26 protein-coding genes are annotated in these 25032 nt (G+C 66.8%); 15 read left to right on the plus strand and 11 right to left on the minus strand.

The annotated features are described in order from the left end of the window. Nucleotides 1-23: 23 nt before the first annotated feature. The 4 genes from KY389_RS02170 (at nucleotide 24) to recO (ending at nucleotide 2933) form a co-directional block, all read left to right on the plus strand. Nucleotides 24-473: an outer membrane protein assembly factor BamE gene (locus tag KY389_RS02170; RefSeq protein WP_219829129.1), complete on the plus strand. Its 450-nt coding sequence runs from the start codon at nucleotides 24-26 to the stop codon at nucleotides 471-473. A gap of 263 nt (nucleotides 474-736) precedes the next feature. Beyond that, nucleotides 737-1465: an SseB family protein gene (locus KY389_RS02175; protein WP_219829132.1), complete on the plus strand. Its 729-nt coding sequence runs from the start codon at nucleotides 737-739 to the stop codon at nucleotides 1463-1465. 49 nt (nucleotides 1466-1514) lie between these two features. Beyond that, on the plus strand, nucleotides 1515-2210 hold the full coding sequence (locus KY389_RS02180; RefSeq protein WP_219829134.1) for a CDP-alcohol phosphatidyltransferase family protein: 696 nt from the start codon (nucleotides 1515-1517) through the stop codon (nucleotides 2208-2210). A 6-nt stretch (nucleotides 2211-2216) separates the two neighbouring features. After that, on the plus strand, nucleotides 2217-2933 hold the full coding sequence (gene recO / locus KY389_RS02185) for a DNA repair protein RecO (RefSeq protein ID WP_219829136.1): 717 nt from the start codon (nucleotides 2217-2219) through the stop codon (nucleotides 2931-2933). A 31-nt stretch (nucleotides 2934-2964) separates the two neighbouring features. Here the strand turns inward: recO and KY389_RS02190 are convergent, their stop codons facing one another. Continuing rightward, entirely contained in the window at nucleotides 2965-3414 is a 450-nt protein-coding gene (locus tag KY389_RS02190; RefSeq protein ID WP_219829138.1) for an META domain-containing protein, read from the minus strand. Between the two features lie 222 nt (nucleotides 3415-3636). Between KY389_RS02190 and KY389_RS02195 the strand changes: the two genes are divergently transcribed. From KY389_RS02195 to rnr, 4 genes are read left to right on the plus strand one after another with little or no spacing between them, the layout of a single operon-like run. Then, nucleotides 3637-4497, plus strand: coding sequence for a sulfite exporter TauE/SafE family protein (locus tag KY389_RS02195; protein ID WP_246587892.1), 861 nt, complete (start codon nucleotides 3637-3639; stop codon nucleotides 4495-4497). Next, complete coding sequence (gene dapE, locus KY389_RS02200; protein WP_219829142.1) at nucleotides 4494-5630, plus strand: succinyl-diaminopimelate desuccinylase; 1137 nt, start codon at nucleotides 4494-4496, stop codon at nucleotides 5628-5630. The genes KY389_RS02195 and dapE overlap by 4 nt, the downstream gene beginning before the upstream one ends. Further along, a complete protein-coding gene (locus KY389_RS02205) occupies nucleotides 5627-6043 on the plus strand; it encodes a GNAT family N-acetyltransferase (RefSeq protein ID WP_219829144.1) in 417 nt (138 codons plus the stop codon). The genes dapE and KY389_RS02205 overlap by 4 nt, the downstream gene beginning before the upstream one ends. Before the next feature lie 21 nt (nucleotides 6044-6064). After that, nucleotides 6065-8311, plus strand: a complete 2247-nt coding sequence (gene rnr / locus KY389_RS02210) for a ribonuclease R (protein WP_219829146.1) — start codon at nucleotides 6065-6067, stop codon at nucleotides 8309-8311. A gap of 58 nt (nucleotides 8312-8369) precedes the next feature. Here the strand turns inward: rnr and KY389_RS02215 are convergent, their stop codons facing one another. Genes KY389_RS02215 through KY389_RS02225 form a run of 3 tightly spaced genes read right to left on the minus strand, consistent with a single transcriptional unit; the run spans nucleotide 8370 to nucleotide 12792 of the window. Next, nucleotides 8370-9680: a short-chain fatty acid transporter gene (locus KY389_RS02215; protein WP_219829148.1), complete on the minus strand. Its 1311-nt coding sequence runs from the start codon at nucleotides 9678-9680 to the stop codon at nucleotides 8370-8372. A gap of 59 nt (nucleotides 9681-9739) precedes the next feature. Further along, entirely contained in the window at nucleotides 9740-11047 is a 1308-nt protein-coding gene (locus KY389_RS02220) for an HlyD family type I secretion periplasmic adaptor subunit (protein WP_219829150.1), read from the minus strand. Beyond that, the gene (locus tag KY389_RS02225; protein WP_219829152.1) at nucleotides 11044-12792 is read right to left on the minus strand and encodes a type I secretion system permease/ATPase; all 1749 of its coding nucleotides are present in this window, start codon (nucleotides 12790-12792) and stop codon (nucleotides 11044-11046) included. The genes KY389_RS02220 and KY389_RS02225 overlap by 4 nt, the downstream gene beginning before the upstream one ends. 130 nt (nucleotides 12793-12922) lie before the next feature. Between KY389_RS02225 and KY389_RS02230 the strand changes: the two genes are divergently transcribed. Further along, nucleotides 12923-13708, plus strand: coding sequence for an MlaA family lipoprotein (locus KY389_RS02230; RefSeq protein WP_219829154.1), 786 nt, complete (start codon nucleotides 12923-12925; stop codon nucleotides 13706-13708). Further along, a complete protein-coding gene (locus tag KY389_RS02235) occupies nucleotides 13677-14297 on the plus strand; it encodes an MlaC/ttg2D family ABC transporter substrate-binding protein (RefSeq protein WP_246587893.1) in 621 nt (206 codons plus the stop codon). The genes KY389_RS02230 and KY389_RS02235 overlap by 32 nt, the downstream gene beginning before the upstream one ends. Before the next feature lie 170 nt (nucleotides 14298-14467). On the opposite strand, the gene KY389_RS02240 is transcribed toward KY389_RS02235, so the two are convergent. Together KY389_RS02240 and KY389_RS02245 are read right to left on the minus strand one after the other, a co-directional pair. After that, nucleotides 14468-14686, minus strand: coding sequence for a putative hemolysin (locus KY389_RS02240; protein ID WP_246587894.1), 219 nt, complete (start codon nucleotides 14684-14686; stop codon nucleotides 14468-14470). Between the two features lie 45 nt (nucleotides 14687-14731). Further along, complete coding sequence (locus tag KY389_RS02245) at nucleotides 14732-17026, minus strand: transglycosylase domain-containing protein (protein ID WP_219829158.1); 2295 nt, start codon at nucleotides 17024-17026, stop codon at nucleotides 14732-14734. 266 nt (nucleotides 17027-17292) lie between these two features. Between KY389_RS02245 and KY389_RS02250 the strand changes: the two genes are divergently transcribed. Next, complete coding sequence (locus KY389_RS02250) at nucleotides 17293-18639, plus strand: ammonium transporter (RefSeq protein WP_219829160.1); 1347 nt, start codon at nucleotides 17293-17295, stop codon at nucleotides 18637-18639. 149 nt (nucleotides 18640-18788) lie between these two features. Here KY389_RS02250 and KY389_RS02255 read toward each other — a convergent pair whose 3' ends face one another. Continuing rightward, a complete protein-coding gene (locus KY389_RS02255; RefSeq protein ID WP_219829162.1) occupies nucleotides 18789-19790 on the minus strand; it encodes a polyprenyl synthetase family protein in 1002 nt (333 codons plus the stop codon). A 75-nt stretch (nucleotides 19791-19865) separates the two neighbouring features. Here KY389_RS02255 and KY389_RS02260 point away from each other — a divergent pair, with 75 nt between their 5' ends. From KY389_RS02260 to KY389_RS02270, 3 genes are read left to right on the plus strand one after another with little or no spacing between them, the layout of a single operon-like run. After that, on the plus strand, nucleotides 19866-20075 hold the full coding sequence (locus tag KY389_RS02260) for a putative signal transducing protein (protein WP_219829164.1): 210 nt from the start codon (nucleotides 19866-19868) through the stop codon (nucleotides 20073-20075). Continuing rightward, nucleotides 20068-20826 (plus strand): tRNA1(Val) (adenine(37)-N6)-methyltransferase, encoded by a 759-nt coding sequence (locus KY389_RS02265; RefSeq protein WP_219829166.1) that lies wholly within the window; start codon nucleotides 20068-20070, stop codon nucleotides 20824-20826. Before KY389_RS02260 ends, KY389_RS02265 begins: the two co-directional genes overlap by 8 nt. Nucleotides 20827-20884: 58 nt before the next feature. Next, on the plus strand, nucleotides 20885-21049 hold the full coding sequence (locus KY389_RS02270; protein WP_219829169.1) for a YdcH family protein: 165 nt from the start codon (nucleotides 20885-20887) through the stop codon (nucleotides 21047-21049). Nucleotides 21050-21117: 68 nt separating this feature from the next. On the opposite strand, the gene phbB is transcribed toward KY389_RS02270, so the two are convergent. From phbB to KY389_RS02285, 3 genes are all read right to left on the minus strand, one after another. After that, entirely contained in the window at nucleotides 21118-21843 is a 726-nt protein-coding gene (gene phbB, locus KY389_RS02275) for a beta-ketoacyl-ACP reductase (protein WP_219829171.1), read from the minus strand. 142 nt (nucleotides 21844-21985) lie between these two features. Further along, entirely contained in the window at nucleotides 21986-23158 is a 1173-nt protein-coding gene (locus KY389_RS02280) for an acetyl-CoA C-acetyltransferase (protein ID WP_219829172.1), read from the minus strand. A gap of 110 nt (nucleotides 23159-23268) precedes the next feature. After that, complete coding sequence (locus KY389_RS02285) at nucleotides 23269-24084, minus strand: EAL domain-containing protein (protein WP_219829173.1); 816 nt, start codon at nucleotides 24082-24084, stop codon at nucleotides 23269-23271. A 199-nt stretch (nucleotides 24085-24283) separates the two neighbouring features. Between KY389_RS02285 and KY389_RS02290 the strand changes: the two genes are divergently transcribed. Continuing rightward, nucleotides 24284-24496 carry a hypothetical protein gene (locus KY389_RS02290; RefSeq protein ID WP_219829174.1) on the plus strand — a complete coding sequence of 71 codons (213 nt, stop codon included), beginning with the start codon at nucleotides 24284-24286 and terminating at the stop codon, nucleotides 24494-24496. Here KY389_RS02290 and KY389_RS02295 read toward each other — a convergent pair. After that, complete coding sequence (locus KY389_RS02295; protein WP_246587895.1) at nucleotides 24468-25019, minus strand: TlpA disulfide reductase family protein; 552 nt, start codon at nucleotides 25017-25019, stop codon at nucleotides 24468-24470. The genes KY389_RS02290 and KY389_RS02295 overlap by 29 nt on opposite strands. Nucleotides 25020-25032 lie beyond the last annotated feature (13 nt).

A 25032-nucleotide genomic window follows, 5' to 3' on the forward strand; every position in this document is an offset into this window, starting at 1 on the left:
CTACAGGAAAAGGGCCTCGCCACATGCCAACCGTCAAGCGCCTGCTCGGCTTCGCGATCGTTGCAGTCCTGGGTCTGGCCGCCTGCTCTCCCGTCTATCGCAATCACGGCTATGTGCCGTCAGAGATCGAATTGGCGCAGGTCCAGCCGGGACAGACCCGCATGGACGACCTGCCAGAGCTGATCGGCAGGCCCTCGGCCCAAGGGCTTCTGACCGGGTCGGGCTGGTATTACGTCGGCTCGCGCTGGCGCGAATACGGCGCGCTTCCCCCGCGCGAGGTCGAACGCCAGGTCGTCGCGATCTCGTTCGCGCCCAACGGCGTGGTCAGCAATGTGGAACGTTTCGGGCTGGAACGCGGTCGCGTCGTCACCCTGTCGCGCCGCGTGACCGAAGGCAGCGTGACCGAAATCTCGCTGATCGGCCAGCTTCTGGGCAATCTGGGCAATTTCCAGGCCAGCGACTTCATCGACTAGGATCCCGGCCCGCCCAGGACCGTCGATTCTCAGGTCCGATTTGACGATCATGGGCTGGTCCGGGGCCAAGCGGTGACAGCCGCGCGCCGCCAGCACCGGCAGGGCGCGGCGGGCAGGAACAGGGATCTGCGATCCATCCCTGCAAGACCGCACCGATCGGCCCTGCTGCGTCATCACGCTTGCCTGAGTGGATGCGCGGTCTTGCCCGCGCGGCGCGGCCCGACTAGGGCAGGGGGTATCGCCACCGATGAGGGCCCGCATACATGACCGCGCTGGACGAGCTTGCCACCACCCCCTTTCATGACGCCGACGCGCCCTTGCGCGCGCGGATGCTGTCGCGGCTGGCCGATACGGAACTGTTCGTGGCCCTGGAGCGTGAGCCTCACGACGACCAGGTGCAATTGCGGCTCTTTCCGCTGGACGACGTGACCGTCGCCCTGGCCTGCGATGCCGAGGATCGGCTGGCGGGCTTTTTCGGCGCGCCCGTCGCCTATGCCGCGATGCCGGGTCGGGCGTTGGCTGCGCTGTTGCGGACCGAAGGCGCGGGCCTGCTGGTCAATCCGGGTGCGGCGTCGGAAATGCTGCTGGATGCCGGGATGCTGGACTGGCTGACCGGCGCCCTGGCCGCCGAGCCCCAGCCCGACGAGGCGCGCCTGCGCCTGACGGGTCCGCATCCCGACACGGTCGCGGCCCTGGCCGAACCGCTTGGCGCGCGGCTTCTGGACATGCACGGGCTGATCTCGGGCGCGGCGCTGGCGGGCGTGGCCGGGGGGGGCCATGTGCTGCTGATCGCGGGCGCGGCCGCCGACCGCCAGCCCGCCATCGCCAAGGCCCTGGCCGAGGCGCTGGCCTTCCTGCCCCCGCAACCGGGTGGTGTCGATATCAGCTTCAGCGATGCGGCCCCGCCCGCAACCGCCCTGCGCTTCGAGCTGACGCCGCCGCAGGCAGAGCCGCCCGCGCCGCGCCCCAAGGGGCCTCCGATCCTGCGCTGAGACGCGGGTGCGGTTGCACGCCGCGCCTCAACCTGCGACAAGGACGGCCATGCAATTGCGTCACAAGGCCCTGTCCGTCCATCTTCTGACCGCCTCGGGCGCGGTCCTCTCGATGCTGGCCATGCTGGCGGCCGCCAATGCCGAGTGGTCGCTGATGTTCCTGTGGCTGGTCGTCGCCTTCGTCGTGGACGGGATCGACGGCCCGCTGGCCCGCCGATACGAGGTCAAGCGCAACTGGCCCGCCTATGACGGCCAGCTGATGGACCTGATCATCGACTACCTGACCTATGTGTTCATCCCCGCCTTCGCGCTGTTCCAGTCGGGGCTGCTGGCGGGCTGGACGGGCTGGTTCGCGATCATCGTCATCGTCTTCGGCAGCGTCGTCTATTTCGCCGATACCCGCATGAAGACGCGCGACAATTCCTTTGCGGGCTTTCCGGGCTGCTGGAACATGGTCGTTCTGGTGCTCTTCGCCACCCAACCGGCGTGGGAGGCGATCCTGCTGATCGTCTCGGTCCTGACCATCGCGATGTTCACCAACATCAAGTTCATCCACCCCGTCCGCACCGAACGCTGGCGCGCCGTGTCGCTGCCCGTGGCCGTGGCCTGGGTGGTCTTTGCGGGCTGGGCGGCGTGGCTTGATTTCGACGCGCCCGCGCTGGTCGTCGGCGGGCTGATCGCCGCCTCGATCTGGCTGCTGGTGGCCGGTGCCGCGCAGCAACTGATCCCTCCGCGCAGGGGCTGACCGCCATTGGAGTGGCAGGCCGAAGGCACGGTGCTGACACGCCGCCCCCATGGCGAAAACGCCGTGATCATCGACGTGCTGACCGCAGAACATGGCCGCCATGCGGGCCTTGTGCCGGGCGGAGCGTCGCAGAAGCGCGCCGCGATGCTGCAACCGGGGGCGCGGCTCGCCCTGCGCTGGCGGGCGCGGCGCGATGACCAGTTGGGCACAATGACGGCCGAGCCTCTGCGCCTGCGCGCGGGGCTGATGGCCGACCCTCTGGCGCTGGCCGGTCTGAACGCGGTCTGTGCGCTTCTGGTCTTTGCCCTGCCCGAACGCGACCCCCATCCCAGGCTGGCTTTGGCGACCGAGCGGCTGCTGGACCTGATGGACCGCGCCGCCGACTGGCCCGCCGATTACCTGCAATGGGAGATGCTGCTGCTGGACGAGCTTGGCCTGGGCCTCGACCTGACGGCCTGTGCGGTGACCGGCGCACGCGAGGGTCTGGCCTATGTCAGCCCGCGTTCGGGGCGTGCGGTCAGCCGGGCGGGGGCGGGGGAATGGGCGGATCGGCTGCTGCCCTTGCCCGCGATCATGGGCGGGGCAGGCGACAATCGCGGCAGGGGCTTGGCCGAGGGGCTGGCCATCACCGGCCACTTCCTGCGCGTGCGCCTGGCCGAGCAGATGGTGGGGCGCCCCTTGCCCGAGGCCCGCGCGCGCCTGCTGCGCCGGATGGCCCGCTGAAATCGGGCGCGCCGCAGCGCGCCCGGCAGGATCACTGGTTGCCGCGCGCCTGCGACAGGGCGTCGGTTGCCATGTCGGCGGGACGGCCGCTTTCAAAGATCAGCCAGGTCGGCCCCTTGATCCGCAGCACGCCGCCGAAATATTCCATCTCGTTGGCCTGTTGCAGGGCGTTCAGGTAACGCTGCTCGATCGCGGCGTCCCTGCAGTTCGTGATACCGGTCGTCTGGATCGGCTCGAAGGCGACGGCGGGCAGCGGCACGGTGTTGCGCGCGGCATAGCCGTTGCAGGGGGTGCGGCCCGACACGCCTTCGGGGCGCAGCGTCAGGGTGATGTTGCGCAGCGGCACGGTGCCGTTGCCGATCCCGACCAGCACGTAATCATTGGCGGGCAGGCCGCCCATCGGATCACCTGCGGGTTGGGTGTTGCAGGCGGCAAGCGTCATCGCGGCCAGGATCGGGGCGGCAAGGCGGAGGCTGGGCATCTTTTACTCCTTGACAGCGGGAAATACCGGACCGGATTAGCCATCTTTTCCCCGCCGCGCCAGTCTCTTGCACAGGGCCATGACGCGGCGGCGGCGCGCAGGGACGCCGCAGGCAGGCGCGCCGCGTCGGAACGCGCGATGGCTGCTGGATTTTTCCGACGCCGCCTGTGGCATCGCTGCCGCGCGGCGTTGCCCAATTCCCACAGGCAGAGAGGCAAACCCTTGGCATGGATCATCTTTTCGTCAGCCCCGGCCTGCCTTGCGCGATTCGTGGCCTTTCCCTTTCCCGACGCGGCCTGTAGCGTCCGCGGCATGTTCGGACTGGAGCTGTGGCAAATCCTGGCGGCCATCGGGGTCACTGCCTTCGCGGGCTTCGTCAAGGGCGCGTTGGGCTTTGCCATGCCGATGATCATGATTTCGGCCTTCGGCTCGATCATGCCCGCCATGGTCGCGCTGGCCGCGATGATCCTGCCCACGCTGATCACCAACGTGCAGCAGAGCTTTCGCGACGGTCGCCAGGCCGCCATCGGCTCGATCCGCAAGTTCCGGCTGCATATCGCGATGGTGGCGCTGTTCATCTGCGTCTCGGCGGGCTTTGCGACCGCGATCCCGCAATGGGTGATGTATGGGCTTCTGGGCGTGCCGATCACCGCTTTTGCGATCTGGCAATTGTCGGGCCGGCCGCTGGTCCTGAACCTGCGCCACCGGAAACGAGCCGAGGCGGTCTCGGGCATCATCGGCGGGCTTTACGGCGGCATTTCCGGGATCTGGGGGCCGCCGCTGATCGTCTATCTGCTGTCCATCGGCACCGACAAACGCGAACAGGTGCGCGTGCAGGGCGTCGTCTTTCTGATCGGCGCGGTGGTGCTGACCGGGGCGCATCTGGTCTCGGGCGTGCTGAACCCGGCGACGCTGCCCCTGTCCGCGCTGCTCTGCCTGCCCGCCATTGCCGGCATGAAGGCGGGCTTTGCCTTGCAGGACCGGCTGGATGTGGCGCAGTTTCGCCGCTGGACGCTGATTCTTCTCATCCTGACCGGGCTGAACCTGATCCGTCGCGCCCTTGAAACCGGACCTTTCGCATGACCGACCCCGCTGACCTGACCGCCCGCCTGATCCGCTGCCCCTCGGTCACCCCCGAGGAAGGCGGCGCGCTGACCCTGCTGGAGACGCTTCTGCGCCAGGCCGGGTTCGAAACCCGTCGCATCGACCGGAACGGCACGCCGAACCTGTTCGCGCGGTGGGGCGCCAAGGGGGCGCGGACCTTCGGCTTCAACGGTCATACCGATGTCGTCCCGACCGGCGATCCGGCATCCTGGACGCATCCGCCCTTTTCCGGCCATGTCCAGGACGGCCTGATCTGGGGGCGCGGCGCGACCGACATGAAATCGGGCGTCGCGGCCTTCGTCGCCGCTGCCATCGACTTCACCCGCCAGACGCCCCCCGACGGCGCCGTCATCCTGACCATCACCGGGGACGAGGAAGGCCCCGGCCGCGACGGCACCATCGCCATCCTCGACTGGATGGAGAAGGCGGGCGAACGCATGGATGTCTGCATCGTGGGCGAGCCGACCAATCCCGAGCGGATGGGCGAGATGATGAAGATCGGCCGCCGGGGCTCGGCCACCTTCACCATCGCGGCGCGCGGCGTGCAGGGCCATGCCGCCTATCCGCATCAGGCCAGGAACCCGCTGCACGCGCTGACTCGGATGCTGGCCGACCTGACCGCCGCGCCGCTGGATCAGGGGACCGCGCATTTCGACCCCTCGGGCCTGCAGATCACCACCATCGACTGCGGCAACCCGGCCTCGAACGTGATCCCGGAGATGGCGCGGGCGGTGGTGAACATCCGCTTCAACGACCTGCATACCGGCGCCTCGCTGACCGAACGCCTGCGCGACCACGCCGCCCGGATCAGCGCGGATACCGGCGTCACGCTGACCGTCGAGGCCCAGATTTCGGGCGAGGCCTTCCTGACCGCGCCCGGCCCCTTCGTCGATCTGGTCCGCGATGTCGTGGCGGCGGAAACCGGGCGGCAGCCGGTCCTGTCCACCTCGGGCGGCACCTCGGATGCGCGTTTCGTCAAGGATCACTGCCCGGTCGTGGAATTCGGCCTTGTCGGCCATCACATGCACCAGATCGACGAACGCGTGCCGGTCGAACAGATCCACCAACTGAAGGCCATCTATCAGCGCATCCTGGAACGGTATTTCGCATGATCATCGAGGAAACCACCGATCTGGCGGCCTGCCACGCCCTGCGCCGCCGCGTCTTCATCGAGGAACAGAACGTCCCCGAAGCCGACGAGATGGACGATCTGGACGATCAGGCCATCCACCTTCTGGCGCATGAGGACGGCCAGCCCCTTGGCACCGCGCGGCTGATCCTCAAGGGCGACACGGGCAAGATCGGCCGCGTCGCGGTTCTGGCGCAGGCACGCGGGCGCGGCCTTGGTGCGGCGCTGATGCGGGCCGCGCTGGACGCGCTGCGGGCGCGGCCCGGCATTACCCGCGCGACCCTGTCTTCGCAGACCCACGCCATCGGCTTTTACGAGAAACTCGGCTTCGTCGCGCATGGCCCGGTTTACGACGACGCGGGCATCCCGCATCGTGACATGAGCCGCGACCTCTGACAGCCACCCGAAAGCAGGACGATGACCCAGATCCCCAGCAAGGCCCAGATCCTCGAATGGGTGGCCGACAACCCCGAGGCCAATTCCAAGCGCGACATCGCCAAGGCCTTCGGCATCAAGGGCGCGGCGCGGATCGAACTGAAGCGCCTGCTGAAAGAGATGGAGGCCGAAGGCGCGCTGGAACGCCGCCGCCGCCATTATCTGGACGCCGAGGCGCTGCCTCCGGTCACGGTGCTGGAACTTCTGGCCCCTGACGGGTCGGGCGATCTCTTCGCGCGGCCGCTGGAATGGCGGGGCGAGGGCGCGCTTCCGCGCATCCTCTACCTGCCGCGCCGGACCGATCCTGCACTGGGCCGGGGGGACCGCTTTCTGGCCCGCCTGATCGCCGTCCAGGCCGAGGATCACCGCTACGAGGCCCGGCTGATCCGCCGCATCACCGCCAGCGCGAACCGCATCACGGGCATCTTCCGCCGCGAAAGCCAGGGCGGGCGCATCCTGCCCATCGACAAGGGCCAGGACCGCGAATGGCGGGTGCGCGAGGATGCGACGCTTGGCGCCGAGGATGGCGAACTGGTCCAGGCCGAACAGATCGGTCCCCGCGCGCGTCTGGGTCTGCCGCTGGCGCGGATCATCGAACGGCTGGGCGATGCCTCGGCCCCGCGCGCGGTCAGCCTCATCGCGATTCACCAGCACGGCATCCCCGACGAATTCCCCGAGACCGTCCTGAAAGAGGCCGAGGCGGCCACCCCCGCCCCCATCCAGGGACGCGAGGATCTGCGCGATCTGCCGCTTGTCACCATCGACCCCTTGGATGCGCGCGACCATGACGATGCCGTTGCCGCCCGGATCGAGGAGGACGGCGGCGCGACGATCTGGGTCGCCATCGCGGATGTCGCCCATTACGTCCGCCCCAACAGCGCGCTGGACCGCGAGGCATGGAAGCGCGGCAATTCGACCTATTTCCCCGACCGCGTCGTGCCGATGCTGCCCGAAGCCCTGTCAGCCGATCTCTGTTCGCTGCATGAAGGTGTGGACCGTGCGGTGATCGCCGTGCGGATGCGGCTGGATGCTCAGGGAAACAAGGTCAGCCATAGCTTTCATCGCGGCATCATGCTCAGCCGCGCCAGCCTTGCCTATGAACAGGCCCAGGCCGCCGCCGACGGCAATCCCGATGACCAGACCGCGCCGCTGATGGACAGCGTGATCCGCCCGCTCTGGCACGCTTACGGTTTGCTGCACAAGGCCCGTGCCCGGCGGCAGCCGCTGGATCTGGACCTGCCCGAACGCCGGATCGAACTGAGCCCGGATGGCCGCGTGCAATCGGTCAACTTCCGCGAACGCCTCGACGCCCACAAGCTGATCGAGGAATTCATGGTTCTGGCCAATGTCGCGGCCTCCGAGGAGCTGACCCGGCGCCGCCAGCCGCTTCTGTTCCGCGTCCACGAAGAACCCAGCCTGGACAAGATCGACGCCTTGCGCGATGTGGCGCAGGCCTCGGGCTTCACGCTGGCCAAGGGTCAGGTTCTGATGACCAGCCACCTGAACCGCCTGCTGGCTCAGGCCGAGGGCAGCGATTTCGACGAACTCATCAACATCACCACCCTGCGTTCCATGACGCAGGCCTATTACCACCCCGAGAATTTCGGCCATTTCGGGCTGGCGCTGAAAAGCTACGCGCATTTCACCTCGCCCATCCGGCGCTATGCCGATCTGGTCGTGCATCGCGCGCTGATCTCGGCCCATGGCTGGGGCAAGGACGGACTGGACGAGGCCCAGATCGAGCGCCTGCCCGAGACCGCCAAACATATCAGCGAGACCGAGCGCCGCAGCATGGCCGCCGAACGCGACACGACCGACCGTTATCTGGCGGCTTACCTGTCGGAACGCGTCGGGTCCGAAATGACAGGCCGGATCAACGGCGTGCAGAAGTTCGGCGCCTTCGTGCGGCTGGACGAAAGCGGCGCGGACGGGCTGCTGCCGATCCGGTCGATCGGGCAGGAATATTTCCACTACGATCCCGCCAGCCAGACGCTGCTGGGCAGCGATACGGGGCTGGAAATCGGCATCGGGCAGCGCGTGACCGTGCGCCTGGCCGAGGCGGTGCCGATGACCGGCGGGCTGACGCTGGAATTGCTGGAGCTTGACGGCCAGCCCTTGCCGCGCGGTCCGAACAAGGGCCGCCGGGGTCGCAGCCCGGGCCGCGTCTCGACCAAGGCGCGCCTGGCCGAGATCAAGCGCGCCTCGAAGCGTCGGCGCAAGCGCGACTGAGCCGGGATCATGACATCGTGATGGTGGTGTCAAGACCCGGGACCAGCCTTGTGCCGGGTCAGATGATCCAGAGGATCCCGCCGACGATCATGCCGACCACCAACAGGTGAACCACGCAAAATCCCATGATGTCACGCGGCTTCAGCCCGGCAATGCCCAGCATGGGCAGGGCCCAGAAGGGTTGCAGCAGGTTCGTCCAGGCATCGCCCCAGGCAACCCCCATCACGACCTTGGCCACATCCGCACCCAGGGCCTCGGCCGCGGGCAGCATGACGGGGGCCTGAACCGCCCATTGCCCCCCGCCCGAGGGCACGAACAGGTTGACGATGCCCGCGCTGATAAAGGACCAGAAGGGCAGCGTCTCGGCGGTCGAGATCGATACGAACCAGCCTGACAGGCTGGCCGCCAGGCCGCTATCGGTCATGATCGCCATGATCCCCGCGTAGAAGGGAAACTGGATCACGATCCCTGCGCCGCCGCGCACTCCCTCGTCCAGGGCCGTCAGCAGGCTGCGCGGGCTGCCATGGAACAGGATGCCCAGAAACAGGAACAGGAAGTTGACGACGTTCAGGTTCAGCGCCCCGCCGCCCAGGAAGTACAGCGCCAGCCAGGCCAGACCCGGCAGGCCGATCAGCACCATCAGAAGCGGGCTGGTTTCCAGCCAGTCCGCAGGGCTTGGGCGCGCGGAGACTGGCGCGGGGACCGGCTCGCGCAGCAGTTCGGGATCGACCAGAACCTCTTCTTCCTTCAGGGGCAGCATCATCCGGTTGACCAGCGGAACCGCGATCACGACCGCGAGCAGGATCGCCAGGTTCCAGCTTGAAAACAGGGTCGCGGAGGTCGGGATCACGCCGATCTGCGCTTCGGAGAAGTGGCCCGGCGTCGCGATGGTCAGCGGGATCGACCCCGACAGCCCGCCATGCCAGATCACAAAGCCCGAATAGGCCGCGGCGACCAGAAGCCGGTAATCGACGCGGATCTTGCGCGCAAGCTCCTTGGCGAAGATTGCTCCGACGACCAGGCCGAAGCCCCAGTTGATCCAGCTGGCCGCCAGGGACACCATGCTGACCAGAAGAATCGCTCCGCCGCGGCTGTCGGTCAGCCCAACCAGCTTGCCCAGAAGCCGCCGCACCGGCGGGGATGAGGCAAGAATGAAGCCCGTGACCAGGACCAGCAACATCTGCATCGAAAAGGACAGAAGCGCCCAGAAACCGTTGCCCCAGAATTCGATGAGTTGAACCGGACTTGTGCCCTGACCGAACATCGCGGCGAAAGCGGCGATCAATGTCAGGATGATCACGAAAATGAACGCGTCAGGCAGCCACCGCTCCATCAGGCGGGTCGCCGGCCGGGACAGGATACGCAGCATCGGGGGTCCTCCTCTTTTCCAAAGGAAGTCTGACCGATCAAGGGGGCGGTCGCAACCGCTCACCCCTCGCGGAAGGCGCGGTTGAAATAGACGGTCAGAGGTTTCATCAGATAGGCCAAGGGGCTGCGTTCCGATGTGCGGATATAGATTTCCACCGGCATTCCCGGCAGCAGGACCACCCCCTCCAGCAGCGCCAGTGCGTCGGGGGGAATGGCGATTTCGACGCGGTAATAGGGCGCCCCGGTCGCAGGGTCGGTCAACGCATCCGCCGAGACGCGCTCCAGCCGGCCCGTGATCTCGGGGGTGATGCGTGCCGAAAGGGACGAGAAGCGCAGCGAGACCGCCTGCCCGATCTGCAATTCGTCCACATTGTTTGTCGCAATCCGCGCGCCGATCTGCAGGGGTCGGTCCTGCGGCACCAGATACAGAAGCGTCTCGGCCCCGCGCACGACCGAACGCGGCGTCGTCACCTGCATGTTGTGGACGACCCCCGCGACCGGCGCGCGGATCTCCAGTCGGGCGATGCGTTCGGCCAGCGCCCGCCTCCGTTCCGCCAGTTCCAGCTCGCGATAGCCCAGGTCGCGCAGTTCAGTCTCGGCCTGCTCGCGCCGGGCCGCGCCAAGACGCAGGCGCTGGATGCCGATTTCCGTGCGCCGGATCTGCGCCGCCGCGCGTTGGGCCTGCAATGCGCCAAGCTCTCCCTCAAGCCGCGCGGCTTCACGCTCCAGCGCCAGAACGCGCGAGGCCTGTGCGAGGCCGCGATCCAGCAGGTTGCGCTGGTCGCGCAATTCCTGCGCGATCAGCGCGCCTTGCGCGGATAGTGCCTGCATCTGCGCGTCGATCCCCGCAATTTCCGAGCCGATCTGTTCGGATTGGGCCGCCAATTGCCCAAGCGACTGGCGCAGCGTCTCGCGGCGCGACCGAAAGAGGCGCATCTGCCCCTCGATCAGGCTTGCCAGTGCGGGCTGCGCCTGCGCGCCCTGGATCAGTTCGTCGGGGAAATCCGGGGCCTCGGCCTCGTCACGTTCGGCCTCCAGCCGGCCGCGGCGGGCGAGGATCTCGAAATATTGTCCCTCGACGATGGCCAGTTCGGATTGCAGCAGCGTCCCGTCCAGCGCGATCAGCAGATCGCCCGCCGCGACTGTCATCCCCTCGGACACCGCGATGCGCGCGACGACCCCGCCATCGGGGTGCTGGACGATCTGACGCTGCTGCTGAACCTCGACCTGGCCGCCGGCGACGACCGCGCCGCTGATCCGCGCGCCGGTGCCCCAGAGCACAAGCCCCGCCACCAGCACCGCAAGCGCCAGAAGCCCGACCAGAATCGGTGCGCGGACGGGCCAGTCCTGTTCTCTGCCCTCGCTCATGTCACGCCTCCCTGCCGACCGGCCGCTTGTGCGCGCCGGATCTGGGCCGAGTTCTCGACCATCTCCTGCAGCACGCGATCGCGTGGCCCGAAGGCACGTGGCCAGCCCCGTTCCAGCACCAGAAGCAATTCGCATTCGTTGATCGCGGCCGGGCGATGCGCCATGATCACCACCGCGCCGCCCTGCGCCTTGATCCGCCGGATCGCGCGGTTCAGCGCCTCTGATCCGTGATTGTCCAGATTGGCGTTCGGCTCGTCCAGAACCAGCATCACCGGGTCGGGGTAAAGCGCCCGCGCCAGCCCGATTCGCTGAATCTGTCCGCCCGAGAGCCGCCCGCCCGTCTGACTGATCCGCGTGTCATAGCCCTGCGGCAGGTCCAGGATCATCTGGTGCGCATCCGCTGCCTGCGCCGCGCGGACCACGCGGTCGGCATCGGGATGGGGATCCAGCCGGGCGATGTTCTCGGCGATGGTGCCGTCGAACAGCGTCACTTGCTGGGGCAGATATCCGATCAGCGCGCCCAGCATGTCGGGTGCGTATTGGTCCAGTGTCGCGCCTCCAAGGCGCACCTGTCCCGAGGCCGGCGCCCAGGCCCCGATCAGGGCGCGGGCCAGGGTCGATTTGCCCGCGCCGGACGCGCCGATGACGCCAAGCGCCTGTCCTGGCCCGATGGACAGCGACAGGCCTCGCAGGACTGGCACCGCCTCGCCCGGGGGCGCGACAGTCAGGTTGCGCACCTCAAGCCGCGCCTCGGGCCGGGGCAGGGGGGTGCGCGGCGTCTCGGGCGGGTTGCGCCCCAGTAGCCCCGCCAGCCGCGCCCAGCCGTCCTGCGCCGCTTGCACCGAGGGCCAGCCGCCGACCACCTGGTCGATCGGCGCCAGCGCCCGGCCCATCATGATCGAGCTGGCGATCATCGCGCCCGGCGTCAATTCGTTGCGCAGGACCAGCCAGGCCCCCGCCGCCAGCAGCGCGCTTTGCAGAAACAGCCTGAAACCGCGCGAAAAGACCGCCATGCCGGAACCGCGATCCGTGCCCGCCACAGCATGACGCTGTGCCTGATCGCGCAGGGCCTGCCAACGCCGATACGTGTTGCCATGCATTCCAAGCGCGCCCACGGCCTCGCCCTGGTCGCGGAACAGATCGGCCATACGTTGCGCCTGCGCTGCTGACAGAGCGGCATTCTGCAATGGCGCGCACGTCAAGCGCCGCGTTACCACCATCGCCAGCACCAGCACCAGGCCGCCGACCAGCGCCACCGCGCCCAGAAGCGGGTGAAACAGGAAGATCACCGTCAGAAACAGAGGCGCCCAGGGCAGGTCGAACAATGCCATCAGCACGGGCGAGGCCAGAAAACGGTTCACCGCATCAAGATCGCGCAGCCCGCCGGTTGCGGCCTCGGACCCGCGCTGCAGCGCGCTCTCGCGCAGGGCGGCGGCAAAGACCCGCCCCTCGATCCGTTGCTGGAAGCGCGCGGCGACGCGGGTCATCACCCGGTTGCGAGACCAGTCCAGCACACCCATCAGCAGATAGAGAAACACCACCAGCAGAAACAGCGCCGCCAGCGTTTCGACCGAGCGTGAGGCCAACACCCGGTCATAGACCTGAAGCATGAAGACCGGTCCCGTCAGCATCAGCAGGTTCACAGACGCCGAAAACAGCCCGATGACGAGAAGAAGCCCCGGCCCCGTCGCACGCGCCCTGCGCAATTCCTCGGCGCCGCGCGGAAAACCCGCCTCGAACGACATCGCTGACAACACCCTTTCGCGCCGGTTTCCGCCCAGCCGGGCCATGGCCCGCAGACGGGGCTTGCCCGGCCCCGGCGGCAGTCCTATCACCGTCCCAGCCACCCCATCAGCCAAACCATCGCGGTAGAAGATGAAGATTTCCTTGCCTGCGGCCCGCCTCGGGCCGATTTTTCTGGCCTTGGCGCTGGCCGGTTGCGCCAGCGCGCCGCAGATGCAGGACGGCATTCTCATCAACGACCCCCACGAGGGCACCAACCGCCGCATCCATGCCTTCAACAAGGGGGTCGATGCCACCCTGATCGCGCCCGTCGCGAATCGCCTGCGGGGCAGTGGCGAGGCCCGGCCCCGAGACCCCTCGGACCCGATCGGGCCGATGCAGATGGTGGTCAACGCGGGCCGCAACCTGTCGCTGCCGGGCAAGGCCGTCAACGGCCTGCTTCAGGGCCGCCCCGGCGATGCGGGCCGCAATCTGGCGCGTTTTGCAGTGAACAGCACGGTCGGTCTGGCGGGTCTCTTCGATCCGGCGGGCGATAATTTCGGCCTGACCGAGCGCGACACCGATTTCGGCGCCACCCTCGCGGCCTGGGGCGTCCCCGAGGGCGCCTATCTGGAATTGCCGCTGATCGGGCCCTCGACCGCGCGGGATGCGACGGGGAGGGTGGTCGATCTGGTCTTTGATCCGGTGAACAACGTCCTGTCGGGGCGCGACCGCCGGGCGGCTTTTGGCCTGCGCGTCGCGTCAAAAGCCGGTGAACGGGCGCGCTTTGGCGATAGCGTGGATGGTGTTTTGCAGGGCAGTGCGGATAGCTATGCGCAAGTGCGGCTGATCTGGCTGATGAACCGCCGCCATGAACTGGGAGAGGACCGTGACGATTTCGACCCCTATGACGATGTCATCGACCCATACGAGGATTGAGCGTCGCGGCTTTCTGGGCCTGATGGCAGGGGCGGGGCTTCTGGCGATGATGCCCTTCTCGGCCCATGCCCAGAATGTGGAGGCTGCCCGCGCCCATATCCAGCGCGCCGTGGATGAAGTCTATCGCGTCATCAATGCCGGTGAGCCGGCCGAGCGCATGTTTGCGCGCTTCGAGGATATCCTGTCGCGCTATGCCGATGTGGACGTGATGGCGCGATCAGCCCTCGGGCCGGCCGCGCGTCAGACCCCACCCGCCGAATTCGCCGCCTATCGTCAGGCCTTTCAGGGCTATATCGGGCGCAAATACGGGCGACGGTTCCGCGAATTCATCGGCTCTCGGGTCGAGGTGACGGGCGCACGCCCGCTGAAAAGCTTCGTCGCGGTGACCTCGGTGGCCCATCTTCGTGGCCGCGCCCCGATGGAGGTCGAATGGCATGTCTCGGACCGGTCGGGTCAGATCCGCTTCTTCAACATCATCATCGAGGGCGTGAACCTGCTTTCCTCCGAGCGGGCCGAGATTGCCGCACTTCTGGCGCGGCAGCGTGGCAGCGTGGCCGGTCTGGCGGCAGAGTTGCGTCAGGCGGGCTGACCCGTTCGATTGTTTGTGATCGCAGCCGCGGAACCGGTGGATGGCGTTGCGGTTCACCTGTCATGCGCGGCACTGGTCAAGGCCTGACGGCGTTCCGAGCCAGCGAAGAGAATGGATGATCGACTACCGCGCAAGGCCCCGCCCGACATCGTCGGAGCGGGGCTTCTGGTTCAGCGCGGATTGCGGCTGCGCCACAGATCCCACTCGTCGATCAGCCGCCCGTCCGGCATCAGGCAGAAGCCCTGCTGGCCCTGGGCCGTGGCGCGGATCTGGCTCTGCCCGCCCAGATCCTGGCAGAAGCGGCTGGCCGGGTTCGGCATGTCCGGCCCCGCCGCCGCGCAGGCGGTCAAGGCAAGCACGGGAAGGGCAAGGATCGACAGGGCCTTCATCGGTATCCCTCTGGTCATCGGCACCGTTTCGACCGGACAGCGCATCTAGTTGCTGCCGATGATGTCCTGCAACGCACGGGTCAACGCATCCTCGGAATCGGCGGCGCTGGTCGATCCGGGCGTCTGCGGCGCGGCGCCAGTGATCTCGGTCGGGGCGACGATTTCGCGCGGGGCCTGGCCCGTGCGCTGGGCCTCGATCGTGTTCATCACGTCGGCCAGGGCGGCGGCCAGCGGGTCGTCGGCTGACCCATAGGTCACCACGCGGCCGGCCGTTTCGCTCTGCGACAGCACGATTCCGCTACCATCGGGCGAGACGGTCGAGACGGGCAGTTCCGGCAGCCCCTCGTGGATCTCGGCCATGACCGCCTGCCAGATCTCGGCGGGCAAGCCACCGCCGGTCACACCTTGCAGGGGCGTGTTGTCGTCATAGCCCATCCAGACGCCGGTGACATATTGCTCGGTGAAGCCGACGAACCAGGCATCGCGATAGCTGCTGGTCGTGCCGGTCTTGCCCGCCACCGGGCGAGAGCCCAGCTTGGCGCGCGTGCCGGTTCCCGAGCTGATCACCTGCTGCATCATGTAGATCAGCTGCCCCGCCGCACGCTGGCTGATGACGCGCTGCCCATAGCCGCCGGTCTGGCCCATCAGCGGGCGGTCATCGCCGCGCATGGTCAGGCTGACCACACCATAGGGCGCGACCGAGGTGCCGCCGTTGCGGATGCCTGCATAGGCGCCGGTCAGCTCCAGCAGCGTCGCTTCGGACGCGCCCAGCCCCAGCGAAGGGCTGGTGGTCAGGTTGCTGACAATGCCGAAATCATGGGCGATCTGGCGCACGCGGTCGCGGCCCACGGCCTCTTGCAGGCGGATGGTCGAGGTGTTCAGAGACTGCGCCAGCGACTGCGTCAGTGTCACCGTGCCGCGGAAGTTGCGGCTGTAGTTCTGCGGAGACCAGCTACGCCCGCCGGGAAGGCGGATCGTCAGCGGTGCGTCCTGCACCGTATCGTTGGGCGAATAGCCCACCTCCAGCGCGGCGGCATAGACAAAGGGCTTGAAGCTGGATCCGGTCTGCCGCTTGGCCTGAGTGGCGCGGTTGAACGTGCCATGGCTGCGCGTGTCGCGCCCGCCGATCATGGCGCGCACCGCGCCGTCTGCCGACATGACGACCACCGCCGCTTGCGCCCCCGAGTCGTCACGCACCTTCTCGTCGAAGACGCGCTGCATCGCCCGTTCGGCCGCGCGCTGGATGCGCTGGTCGAAGGTTGTGGTGATGGTCACGTCCTCGGTCGTCTCGCTGGTCAGGAAGCCGGGGCCCGATTCCATCACCCAATCCGCAAAGGCGCCGCCTGCGCGCGCCGAGGCGGCCTGCGACAGCGTCGCCGGATTGGCGCGGTAATGGGCGACTTCCTCGGCGGTCAGATAGCCCTCTTCCTGCATCAGGCCCAGGATCACGCTGGCCCGCGCCTGGCTACGCGCCAGGTTTGCGGTCGGGGCGTAATAGCTGGGCGCGCGCAGCAGACCCGCCAGCATCGCGGCCTCGGCCGCGTTCACCTGGCTTGCAGGCTTGTTGAAGTAGCGCTGGCTGGCGGCCTCGAAGCCGCGCGCACCGGCGCCCAGATAGGACCGGTTCATGTAGATGTTGAGGATGTCCTCCTTGGAATACTTTGCCTCCATCGCGAAGGCATAGGGGACTTCCTTGATCTTGCGCCACACCCCGCCGCTGCGGCAATCGGCCTCGAACTCGGCCTCGTTGGCAAAGCGGGTCGGATCGAAGGTCTCGCCCAGGCAGAGCAGCTTGGCGACCTGCTGCGTGATGGTCGAGCCGCCGTGACCTTCAAGCGGGCCGCGGCCTGCAGCCAGGTTGATGCGGATGGCGCTGGCGATGCCGCGCGGACTGATGCCCAGATGGCTGTAGAAGCGACGGTCCTCGGTGGCAATCACGGCCTCTTTCAGGACGGGGGCGATCTGGTCGGCGGTCACGGCGCCGTAGGTCTCGCCGCGCCAGGCGAAGACGCGGCCGTCGCGGTCCAGCATCGTCACCGAGCCGCGCGCGCGCCCGTCGAACAGATCCTCGGCCTCGGGCAAGGTGGCGTAGAAATAGGCCGTGGCCGATCCGATGATCAGACCGACCACCATGGCCAGCCGCCACAGCGATCCCCAGATGATCCGCCAGACCAGCACGACCAGCGCCGCGAACCAGCCCAGGATGCCGCCCCGGCGCGGGGCGCGCGGGTTGTGGCGCCGAACCTTGCGGGGTTTTTCGGGCGTCTCGTCGGAAAAGGATCGCTTTTCGGCGACGGGGCGCCTGCCCGTGCCTTTGGGGGTGCCGGTGGGTTTTGTCATGCCTGCTTTCCTGCCCGGCCGTGTTTTCCGGCCCGAATGCCGCGCAGTATACAGGAAGATTCGCTGCGATGGAATTGCACTGACCAATCCGTGATTTGCCTTGAGAACAGGCATACAGCCCCGGTTTCGCCCGTTTCCGCGCCAGCTCATGTTTCTGCGCGGCAGCATCCCGCCCGTCGCTTGTGCAAAGCCGGGGCGATTGCGGATGAAAGCAGCGATGGCGGTCGATTTCACGGGCCGCAGGTCCAGAAGACAGGTGACGACTGATGAAACAGATGATTCCCGGACTGGTCGCGGCCACAGCGCTTTTCGCGTTGCACGCGACCGCGCAGGACGCCCTGCCAGCCGATCTCGAAACTGCAGCCGCCGCGGCCGAGGCCGTCACGGCAGAGGTGGCTTATATCTTCGACACGCTGCTGTTTCTGATCGGCGGCATCCTGGTGTTCTGGATGGCGGCGGGCTTTGCCATGCTCGAGGCCGGGCTGGTCCGCTCGAAGAACGTGACGACGCAGCTGACCAAGAACATCGCGCTCTTTTCGATCGCGTCCCTGATGTATTGGATCATCGGCTACAATCTCATGTATCCGGGCGACTGGACCATCGCGGGCTGGATCGGCGAGCTGTTCAGCCCTGCCAGTCTTGATCCGGTGGCCGCGGCCGATCTGGACAACGGCTTTTCGGTCGGCTCGGACTTCTTCTTTCAGTTGATGTTCTGCGCCACCACCGCGTCCATCGTCTCGGGCACGCTGGCCGAGCGCGTGCGCCTGTGGCCCTTCCTGATTTTCACCGTTATCCTGACTGGCCTGATCTACCCGATCGAGGCAAGCTGGCAATGGGGCGAGGGCTGGCTGTATGACATGGGCTTTTCCGACTTCGCCGGCTCGACCCTGGTCCATGCGGCGGGCGGCTTCGCGGCGCTGGCAGGCGCCATCGTGCTGGGCGCGCGCCATGGCAAGTATCGCCCCGATGGCCGGATGCAGCCGATGCCGGGCAGCAACCTGGCGCTGGCCACGCTTGGCACGTTCATCCTGTGGATGGGCTGGTTCGGCTTCAACGGCGCCTCGCAACTGGCCATGGGCACGATCGACGACGTGGCCGATGTCAGCCGCATCTTCGTGAACACCAACCTGGCCGCCGCCGCCGGTGCCGTCGCCGCAATGCTGCTGATGCAAGCCATGTATGGCAAGGTGGATCTGACCATGGTGCTGAACGGCGCGCTGGCGGGCCTCGTCTCGATCACGGCCGAGCCGCTGACGCCCTCGATCCCGGCGGCCGTGCTGATCGGCGCGGTGGGCGGCGTGATCGTGGTCCTTGCGGTTCCGATGCTGGACAAGCTCAGGATCGACGATGTGGTTGGCGCCATCCCGGTTCACCTGATCGCGGGCATCTGGGGCACGCTGATCGTCCCGGCCACCAATTCGGATGCCAGCTACATCACGCAGCTGGTCGGCGTGGTCGCCATTGGCGCCTTTGTCTTCCTGGCCAGCCTGGCGGTCTGGCTGATTTTGAAGGCGACCATGGGCATCCGCGCAAGCCAGGAAGCCCAGATCAGCGGCCTCGACATCAGCGAGATGGGGATGGAGGCCTATCCCGATTTCGTCCAGGCCAAATAGTCCATCACCGGTCTCTTCCCGGAGAGGGGGCGGGTCGCGCAAGCGGCTCGCCCTTTCCGCCTTGCGCCTTTGGTCAAGAGCGTCCGGGAGCCCGTCCAACATCAGAGCCCGCAGGGTGCACCGCCTGTGAACAGGTCGTGCGAACGTTGTCAGGCGACGCGGCTGACGACGAATTGCGCCAGATCGGACAGCATCTCGCGGATCGGATGATCGGGCAGCGTGGTCAGCGCGGCGCGTGCGCGGGCGGCGTGACCCAGCGCATCGCGCCGGGCCGCCTCCATCGCGCCGTGGCGCGCCAACAGGCTCAGTGCGTGGTCCAGATCGCCCTCGCGCTGGTCGCCCGCCTCGATGGTGCGCGACCAGAAGGCGCGTTCCTCGGGGGTGGCCCTGGCGACCGCCTTGATGACCGGCAAGGTCAGCTTGCGTTCGCGGAAATCGTCGCCGACATTCTTGCCGATCGTATCCGTCGCGCCGCCGTAATCCAGCAGGTCATCGACGATCTGGAAGGCGATGCCAAGCGCGTCGCCATAATCGAAAAGCGCCCGGACCTGATCCGCGCTGCCGCCGGCGATGACGCCGCCCACCTCGGTCGCGGCCGAGAAAAGCGCGGCCGTCTTGCCGCGAACCACCTGAAGATAGACGCTTTCATCCGTCGCCAGATCCTGTGCCGCTGTCAGTTGCAGCACTTCGCCTTCGGCGATGGTGGCGCTGGCATTGGCCAGGATCTCAAGCGTGCGCAGGTTGCCCGGCTCGACCATCAGCTGAAAGCTGCGCGCAAAGAGATAATCGCCGACAAGAACGCTGGACTTGTTGTCCCACAGCAGATTCGCGGTCGGTCGCCCGCGCCGCTGGCGGCTTTCATCCACCACATCGTCATGCAGCAGGGTCGCCGTATGGATGAACTCGACCGTCGCGGCCAGATGCACGTGCCAAGGGCCGTCATAGCCCATCAGCCGCGCCGAGGCCAAGGTCAGCATCGGCCGCAACCGCTTGCCCCCGGCGCCGATCAGATGCGCGGTGACCTCGGGGATGCGCGGCGCGTGCTGACTGGTCATCCGCTCTCGGATCAGGGCGTCAACGGCATCCATTTCGTCGGCGAGGGCCTCGGCCAGACGATCCAGCGGTTTGCGGACATTCTCCTGCACGGTCATGGCGAGTCCCCGTTTCTGCGGTTTCGCATTGCCACGCCATCGACAAAGACGCAACCGCAGCTTAGCTTTCGCGCCATGAAAGAGCTTTTCCGCAGCACCGATCCGGTCCGCATTTCCGCCGCCGTCAGCCTTCTGGAGTCCGAAGGCATCCGCTGCTTCGAGATGGATCAGCACATGAGCACGCTGGAAGGCTCGATCGGGATTCTGCCGCGCAGGGTCATGGTGGCGGACCGCGACCTGTTCATGGCCCGCGCTATCCTGCGCGACACGGGGCTGGATGACTGAGACCCGGATCGACGGCTTCCTCGGCGGGCGCCTGAGGGTCGAGCAGCCTGCGCGCGGCTATCGCTCGGGGATGGACGCGGTCATGTTGGCGGCGGCTTGTCCAGCAAAATCAGGGCAGTCGGTGCTGGAACTGGGTTGCGGGGCCGGGGTGGCCAGCCTCTGCCTGGGCTGGCGGCTGCCCGGGCTGGCGCTGACGGGGCTTGAACAGCAGGAAGACTATGCCGCCCTGGCCCGTGCGAATGCTGCCGCGAATGGTATCGCGCTTGAGGTGCTGACCGGCGACCTGGCGCGCCCGCCTGCGGAATTGCGGGCGCGGGCCTTCGATCATGTGATGATGAACCCGCCCTATTTCCTGTCAGGCACGGCCTCGCCCGATTCCGGCCGGGCGATGGCGCGTCAAGAAGTCACGCCCTTGACCCTGTGGATCGAGGCCGCTCTTCGACGGCTGCGCCCGGGCGGCTGGCTGACGCTGATCCAGCGCACCGACCGGCTGGATGGCGTGATCGCGGCCCTGGCGGGGCGGGCCGGAGGGCTGGTCATCCTGCCCGTCGCGCCGCGCGCGGGGCGCGCGGCCGGGCGCGTGATCCTGCGCGCGTGCAAGGGGTCGCGCGCGCCCTTGCGCCTGCTGGCGCCCCTGATCCTGCATGCCGCACCTGCCCATACGGCGGATGGCGAGGACTTGACGCCAGAGGCCAGCGCGATTCTGCGCAACGGAATGGCAATCGGTAACATCGACGCGAAACACCGGTGACAGAATCGTAAAGCTGTGCTGCACTGCTCACATCGGTCAGATGTGAAGGAGAACGCGAATGTCGGTTTCATCCCATATCAACGAACTGCGCAGAAAGCATCAAATGCTGTCGGAGGCTGTCGAACGGGCGCAGAAGAGCCCCGGCAGCAACGATCTTGAAATCACCCAGATGAAGCGGCAGAAGCTGCGTCTCAAGGAACAGATCGAGCGGCTGGCTCACTGAGCGAAAGCTTTGCCGCGAATGTCGAAAGGCCCGCGCGAATCGCGCGGGCCTTGTCGATCGGGTGAGGTTCAGATGAAATATTGTCCGCCATTCGCGCTGATCGTCGAGCCGGTGATGAAGCCCGCCTCGTCAGAGGCCAGGAACAACACGCAGCGCGCGATCTCTTCCGGCTCGCCCAGTCGGCCCACGGGGATCTGCGGGATGATGCGCTCGTTCAGCACCTTTTCGTCGATGGCGCGCACCATCTCTGTTCCGATATAGCCGGGGCAGATCGCGTTCACGGTGATGCCGGCGCGCGCGCCCTCTTGTGCGAGCGCCTTGGTAAAGCCCAGATCACCCGATTTCGCGGCCGCGTAATTGGCCTGGCCTGCCTGACCTTTCTGCCCGTTGATCGAACTGATGTTGATAATGCGGCCGAATTTGCGCTCGCGCATACCGGTCCAGACGGGGTGGGTCATGTTGAACAGGCCAGTAAGGTTCGTGTCGATGACCTCTTTCCATTGCTGCGGCGTCATCTTGTGGAACATCGCATCGCGCGTGATGCCGGCGTTGTTGACCAGAACCGCGATCGGTCCCAGCTCGGCCTCGACCTGCGCGATGCCGGCGGCGCAGGCGTCGTAATCGGCGACGGACCATTTGTAGGTCTTGATGCCGGTCTCATCGGTAAAGGCTTTTGCAGCGTCGTCATTGCCGGCGTAATTGGCCGCGACGGTGTAGCCCGCCTGTTTGAGCGCCTTCGAGATGGCCGCGCCGATGCCGCGCGAGCCGCCAGTGACCAGTGCAACTTTAGACATAATTCCCCCCTTCTGTTGGCCAGTGCAAGATCAGGCTAAGGGGCGGGGGACCGCGCCGCAAGTCGCATCCGGGGGAGCATCCGACAAAGTTGCCTTGGGTTCGGCATGGCGGCCGGTATTCGCGGCCGCCATGCCAGGTCGATCAGCGCTCGAGGCACATGGCGACGCCCATGCCGCCGCCGATGCAGAGAGTGGCAAGGCCCTTCTTCGCATCGCGGCGGCGCATCTCGAAGAGCAGCGTGTTCAGGATACGGCAGCCCGAGGCGCCGATCGGATGGCCGATGGCGATAGCGCCGCCATTGACATTCACGATGGACGGATCCCAGCCCATATCCCTGTTCACCGCGCAGGCCTGCGCTGCAAAGGCCTCGTTCGCCTCGACCAGATCCAGCTCGCCGACTGACCAGCCCGCCTTTTCCAACGCCTTGCGGCTGGCCGGGATAGGGCCGGTGCCCATGATGGCCGGATCCAGACCTGCGGTGGCATAGCTGGCGATGCGGGCCAGCGGCGTCAGACCCCGGCGCGCGGCCTCGTTCTCGGTCATGACCATCACGGCGGCCGCGCCGTCATTCAGGCCCGAGGCATTCGCGGCCGTCACGCTGCCATCCTTGGTAAAGGCGGGGCGCAGTTTCTGCATGTTGTCCAGCGTGGCCCCGTGGCGGATATATTCGTCCTTGTCCACCACGATGTCGCCCTTGCGGGTCTTGACGGTGAAGCCCACGATCTCGTCGTCGAAGCGGCCCTCTTTCTGGGCGGCCTCGGCCTTATGCTGCGAGGCCAGCGCGAATTCGTCCTGCTGCTCGCGGGTGATTTCCCATTGCCTGGCGACGTTTTCGGCCGTCTGGCCCATGTGATAGCCGTTGAAGGCATCCCACAGGCCGTCGCGGATCATCGTGTCGATCATTTGCATGTCGCCCATCTTCTGTCCCGCACGAAGATAGGCGGCATGGGGCGCCAGAGACATGCTTTCCTGACCGCCTGCCAGAACGACGCGCGCATCGCCCAGAATGACCTGCTGTGCGGCCAGCGCCACCGCGCGCAGCCCCGAGCCGCAAACCTGGTTGATCAGCCAGGCCGAGGCTTCCTTGGGCAAGCCGGCCTTGATATGGGCTTGGCGCGCGGGGTTCTGACCTTGCGCGGCGGTCAGAACCTGTCCCATGATCGTCTCGCTGACCTCGGAAGGGTCAATCCCGGCGCGGGCGACGACCTCGGCCAGGACCGCGGCGCCCAGTTCATGGGCGGGAGTGTTGGCGAACGATCCGAGGAAACTGCCCACGGGCGTGCGGGCAGCGGCGACGATAACGGCTTTTGTCATTGCAGGCTCCTTGGCAATCTGGCCGGATTTGGCCCAGCTTCGCCTGTCAGGATGCGGTTTCGTAACGCCACGTCAAGCACCATGCGCCACGGGTTCCAATCGCCCTTGTCCTATCGCCTGGCCACGGAGGGAGGGTTTTTCCATGGGGGCGCGATGGTCGGGGCGCCGAAGTAATAGCCCTGAAGGCAGTCGATCCCCAGTTCGATCAGGAAGCTGGCATCGTCCGCCGTCTCGACCTGTTCGGCCACGGTGAACATCTCGAAATGCTGACCGATGACCTGCAGCGCGCGCGTCAGCACCTGATTGTCGCGGTGACTGGCGATCTGGCGCACGAACTGGCCGTCAATCTTGATCATGTCGAAGCAGAAATCCCGCAGATAGCGGAACGAGGTATAACCGGCCCCGAAATCGTCCAGCGCAAGGCTGATCCCGTGGGATTGCACCTCGGCCATGAAATCCAGCACGGCCTCGGGCATGGCCATGGCCGAGCTTTCGGTGATTTCCAGGATCAGCCTTTCGCCCAAGGTCGAATCCGCAGAAAGGCCCCTGCGCAGTGTGTCCAGCCAGCCCTCATGCACGACGGAACGCGCCGACATGTTGATGGATAGCCGCAATCCGGGATCCTCGTGCAGCGTATTCAGGCCCAGGGACAGCGACAGACAGTCGATCTGGCGGCCAAGTTCGTTATCTTCGGCAAGGGGCATGAAGTCCTTCAGCGGGACGAGGCGCCCGGCCTCGTCCATGATGCGGATCAGCCCCTCGTAAAAGGCGACCCGGTCGGTCTGGCACGACTGGACGATCGGCTGAAAGGCCAGCACACCTCTGCCGCGCGAGACGGCAGCCTGCACTGCGGGCATCGTGATGAGATCCTGGTGCCGGATCGCGCCTTCCAGCGGCGAGCCGGCGTCGTCGCAAATGTCCGTCATGTCGGGCCTCGTTCCATGGGTCGTCTTGCAGATAACGCATCATGTCCTAATCGGGCGCTAAGGCGCAGCGCTTTTTGCCAGAAGGGTTAATAAATCATCACGCGGCGCAACTGTTGCGGTAGCGATCGGCTATATATCGCCTGGCACGACATGAAGCGGGGTGTGCCGCAGCATGACGGGCGCGCCGTAGAAATCTCTGATGCCCAAAGAGTGCAAGAAGAATTGCAACGGGGTCACGGCGCTGCTCAAGCGCTTTGCCTTACGCGCCGACCCCGAGCGGATTGCTCGCCGGGACGAGGTCCGGCTTGTTCAGGCGCCGACCCCCCTGCAGGCCGATGACCTCGTCAACGATCAGTTCGCCGGCTGGGTTGGTCACGCCCGGATCAGGGCGCTGCCGCAACCATCTGGCTGACCAGAGCTTTCGCCGCATCCGACGCCCAGTCTGCATCGCCCAGATAGCGCGCGACCTCGTTGCCCTGGCGGTCGATCAGCACGGTGACGGGCAGGCCCATCACCCCCATGTCACGCGCGACCTGCTGGCGAGGGTCCAGCAGCACGGGCAGGTGATCGACACCCACCTCGGCGAAGAAGGCGTCGATGCGATCCACCGCGTTGCGGCCGGTGGCGATGGTCACAACCTCGAAATCCTCTGCGCCCAGTTCGGCCTGCAACGCGTCCAGCGCGGGCATTTCCTCTCGGCAGGGCGCGCACCATGTGGCCCAGAAGTTCAGCAGCACCACCTTGCCGCGCCAGTCGGCCAGGCTGTGTTCGCCGCCGTCGCGGTCGGTGAAGGTGACATCGCTGACCGGGACGGGGCTGTCGGCGACGATCAGCTTGTCCAGCCCGCCTTCGCGTGCGGCTTGCCAGTCTGGTTCGGCGAAGGCTGCGTTTGCACCGAAAACAAGGGCCGTATAAAGCAGGGCAGAACGAAGCATGTGACCTCCGAAG

This window comes from Paracoccus bogoriensis (assembly GCF_019431455.1).
Classification (GTDB): Bacteria; Pseudomonadota; Alphaproteobacteria; order Rhodobacterales; family Rhodobacteraceae; genus Paracoccus; species Paracoccus bogoriensis.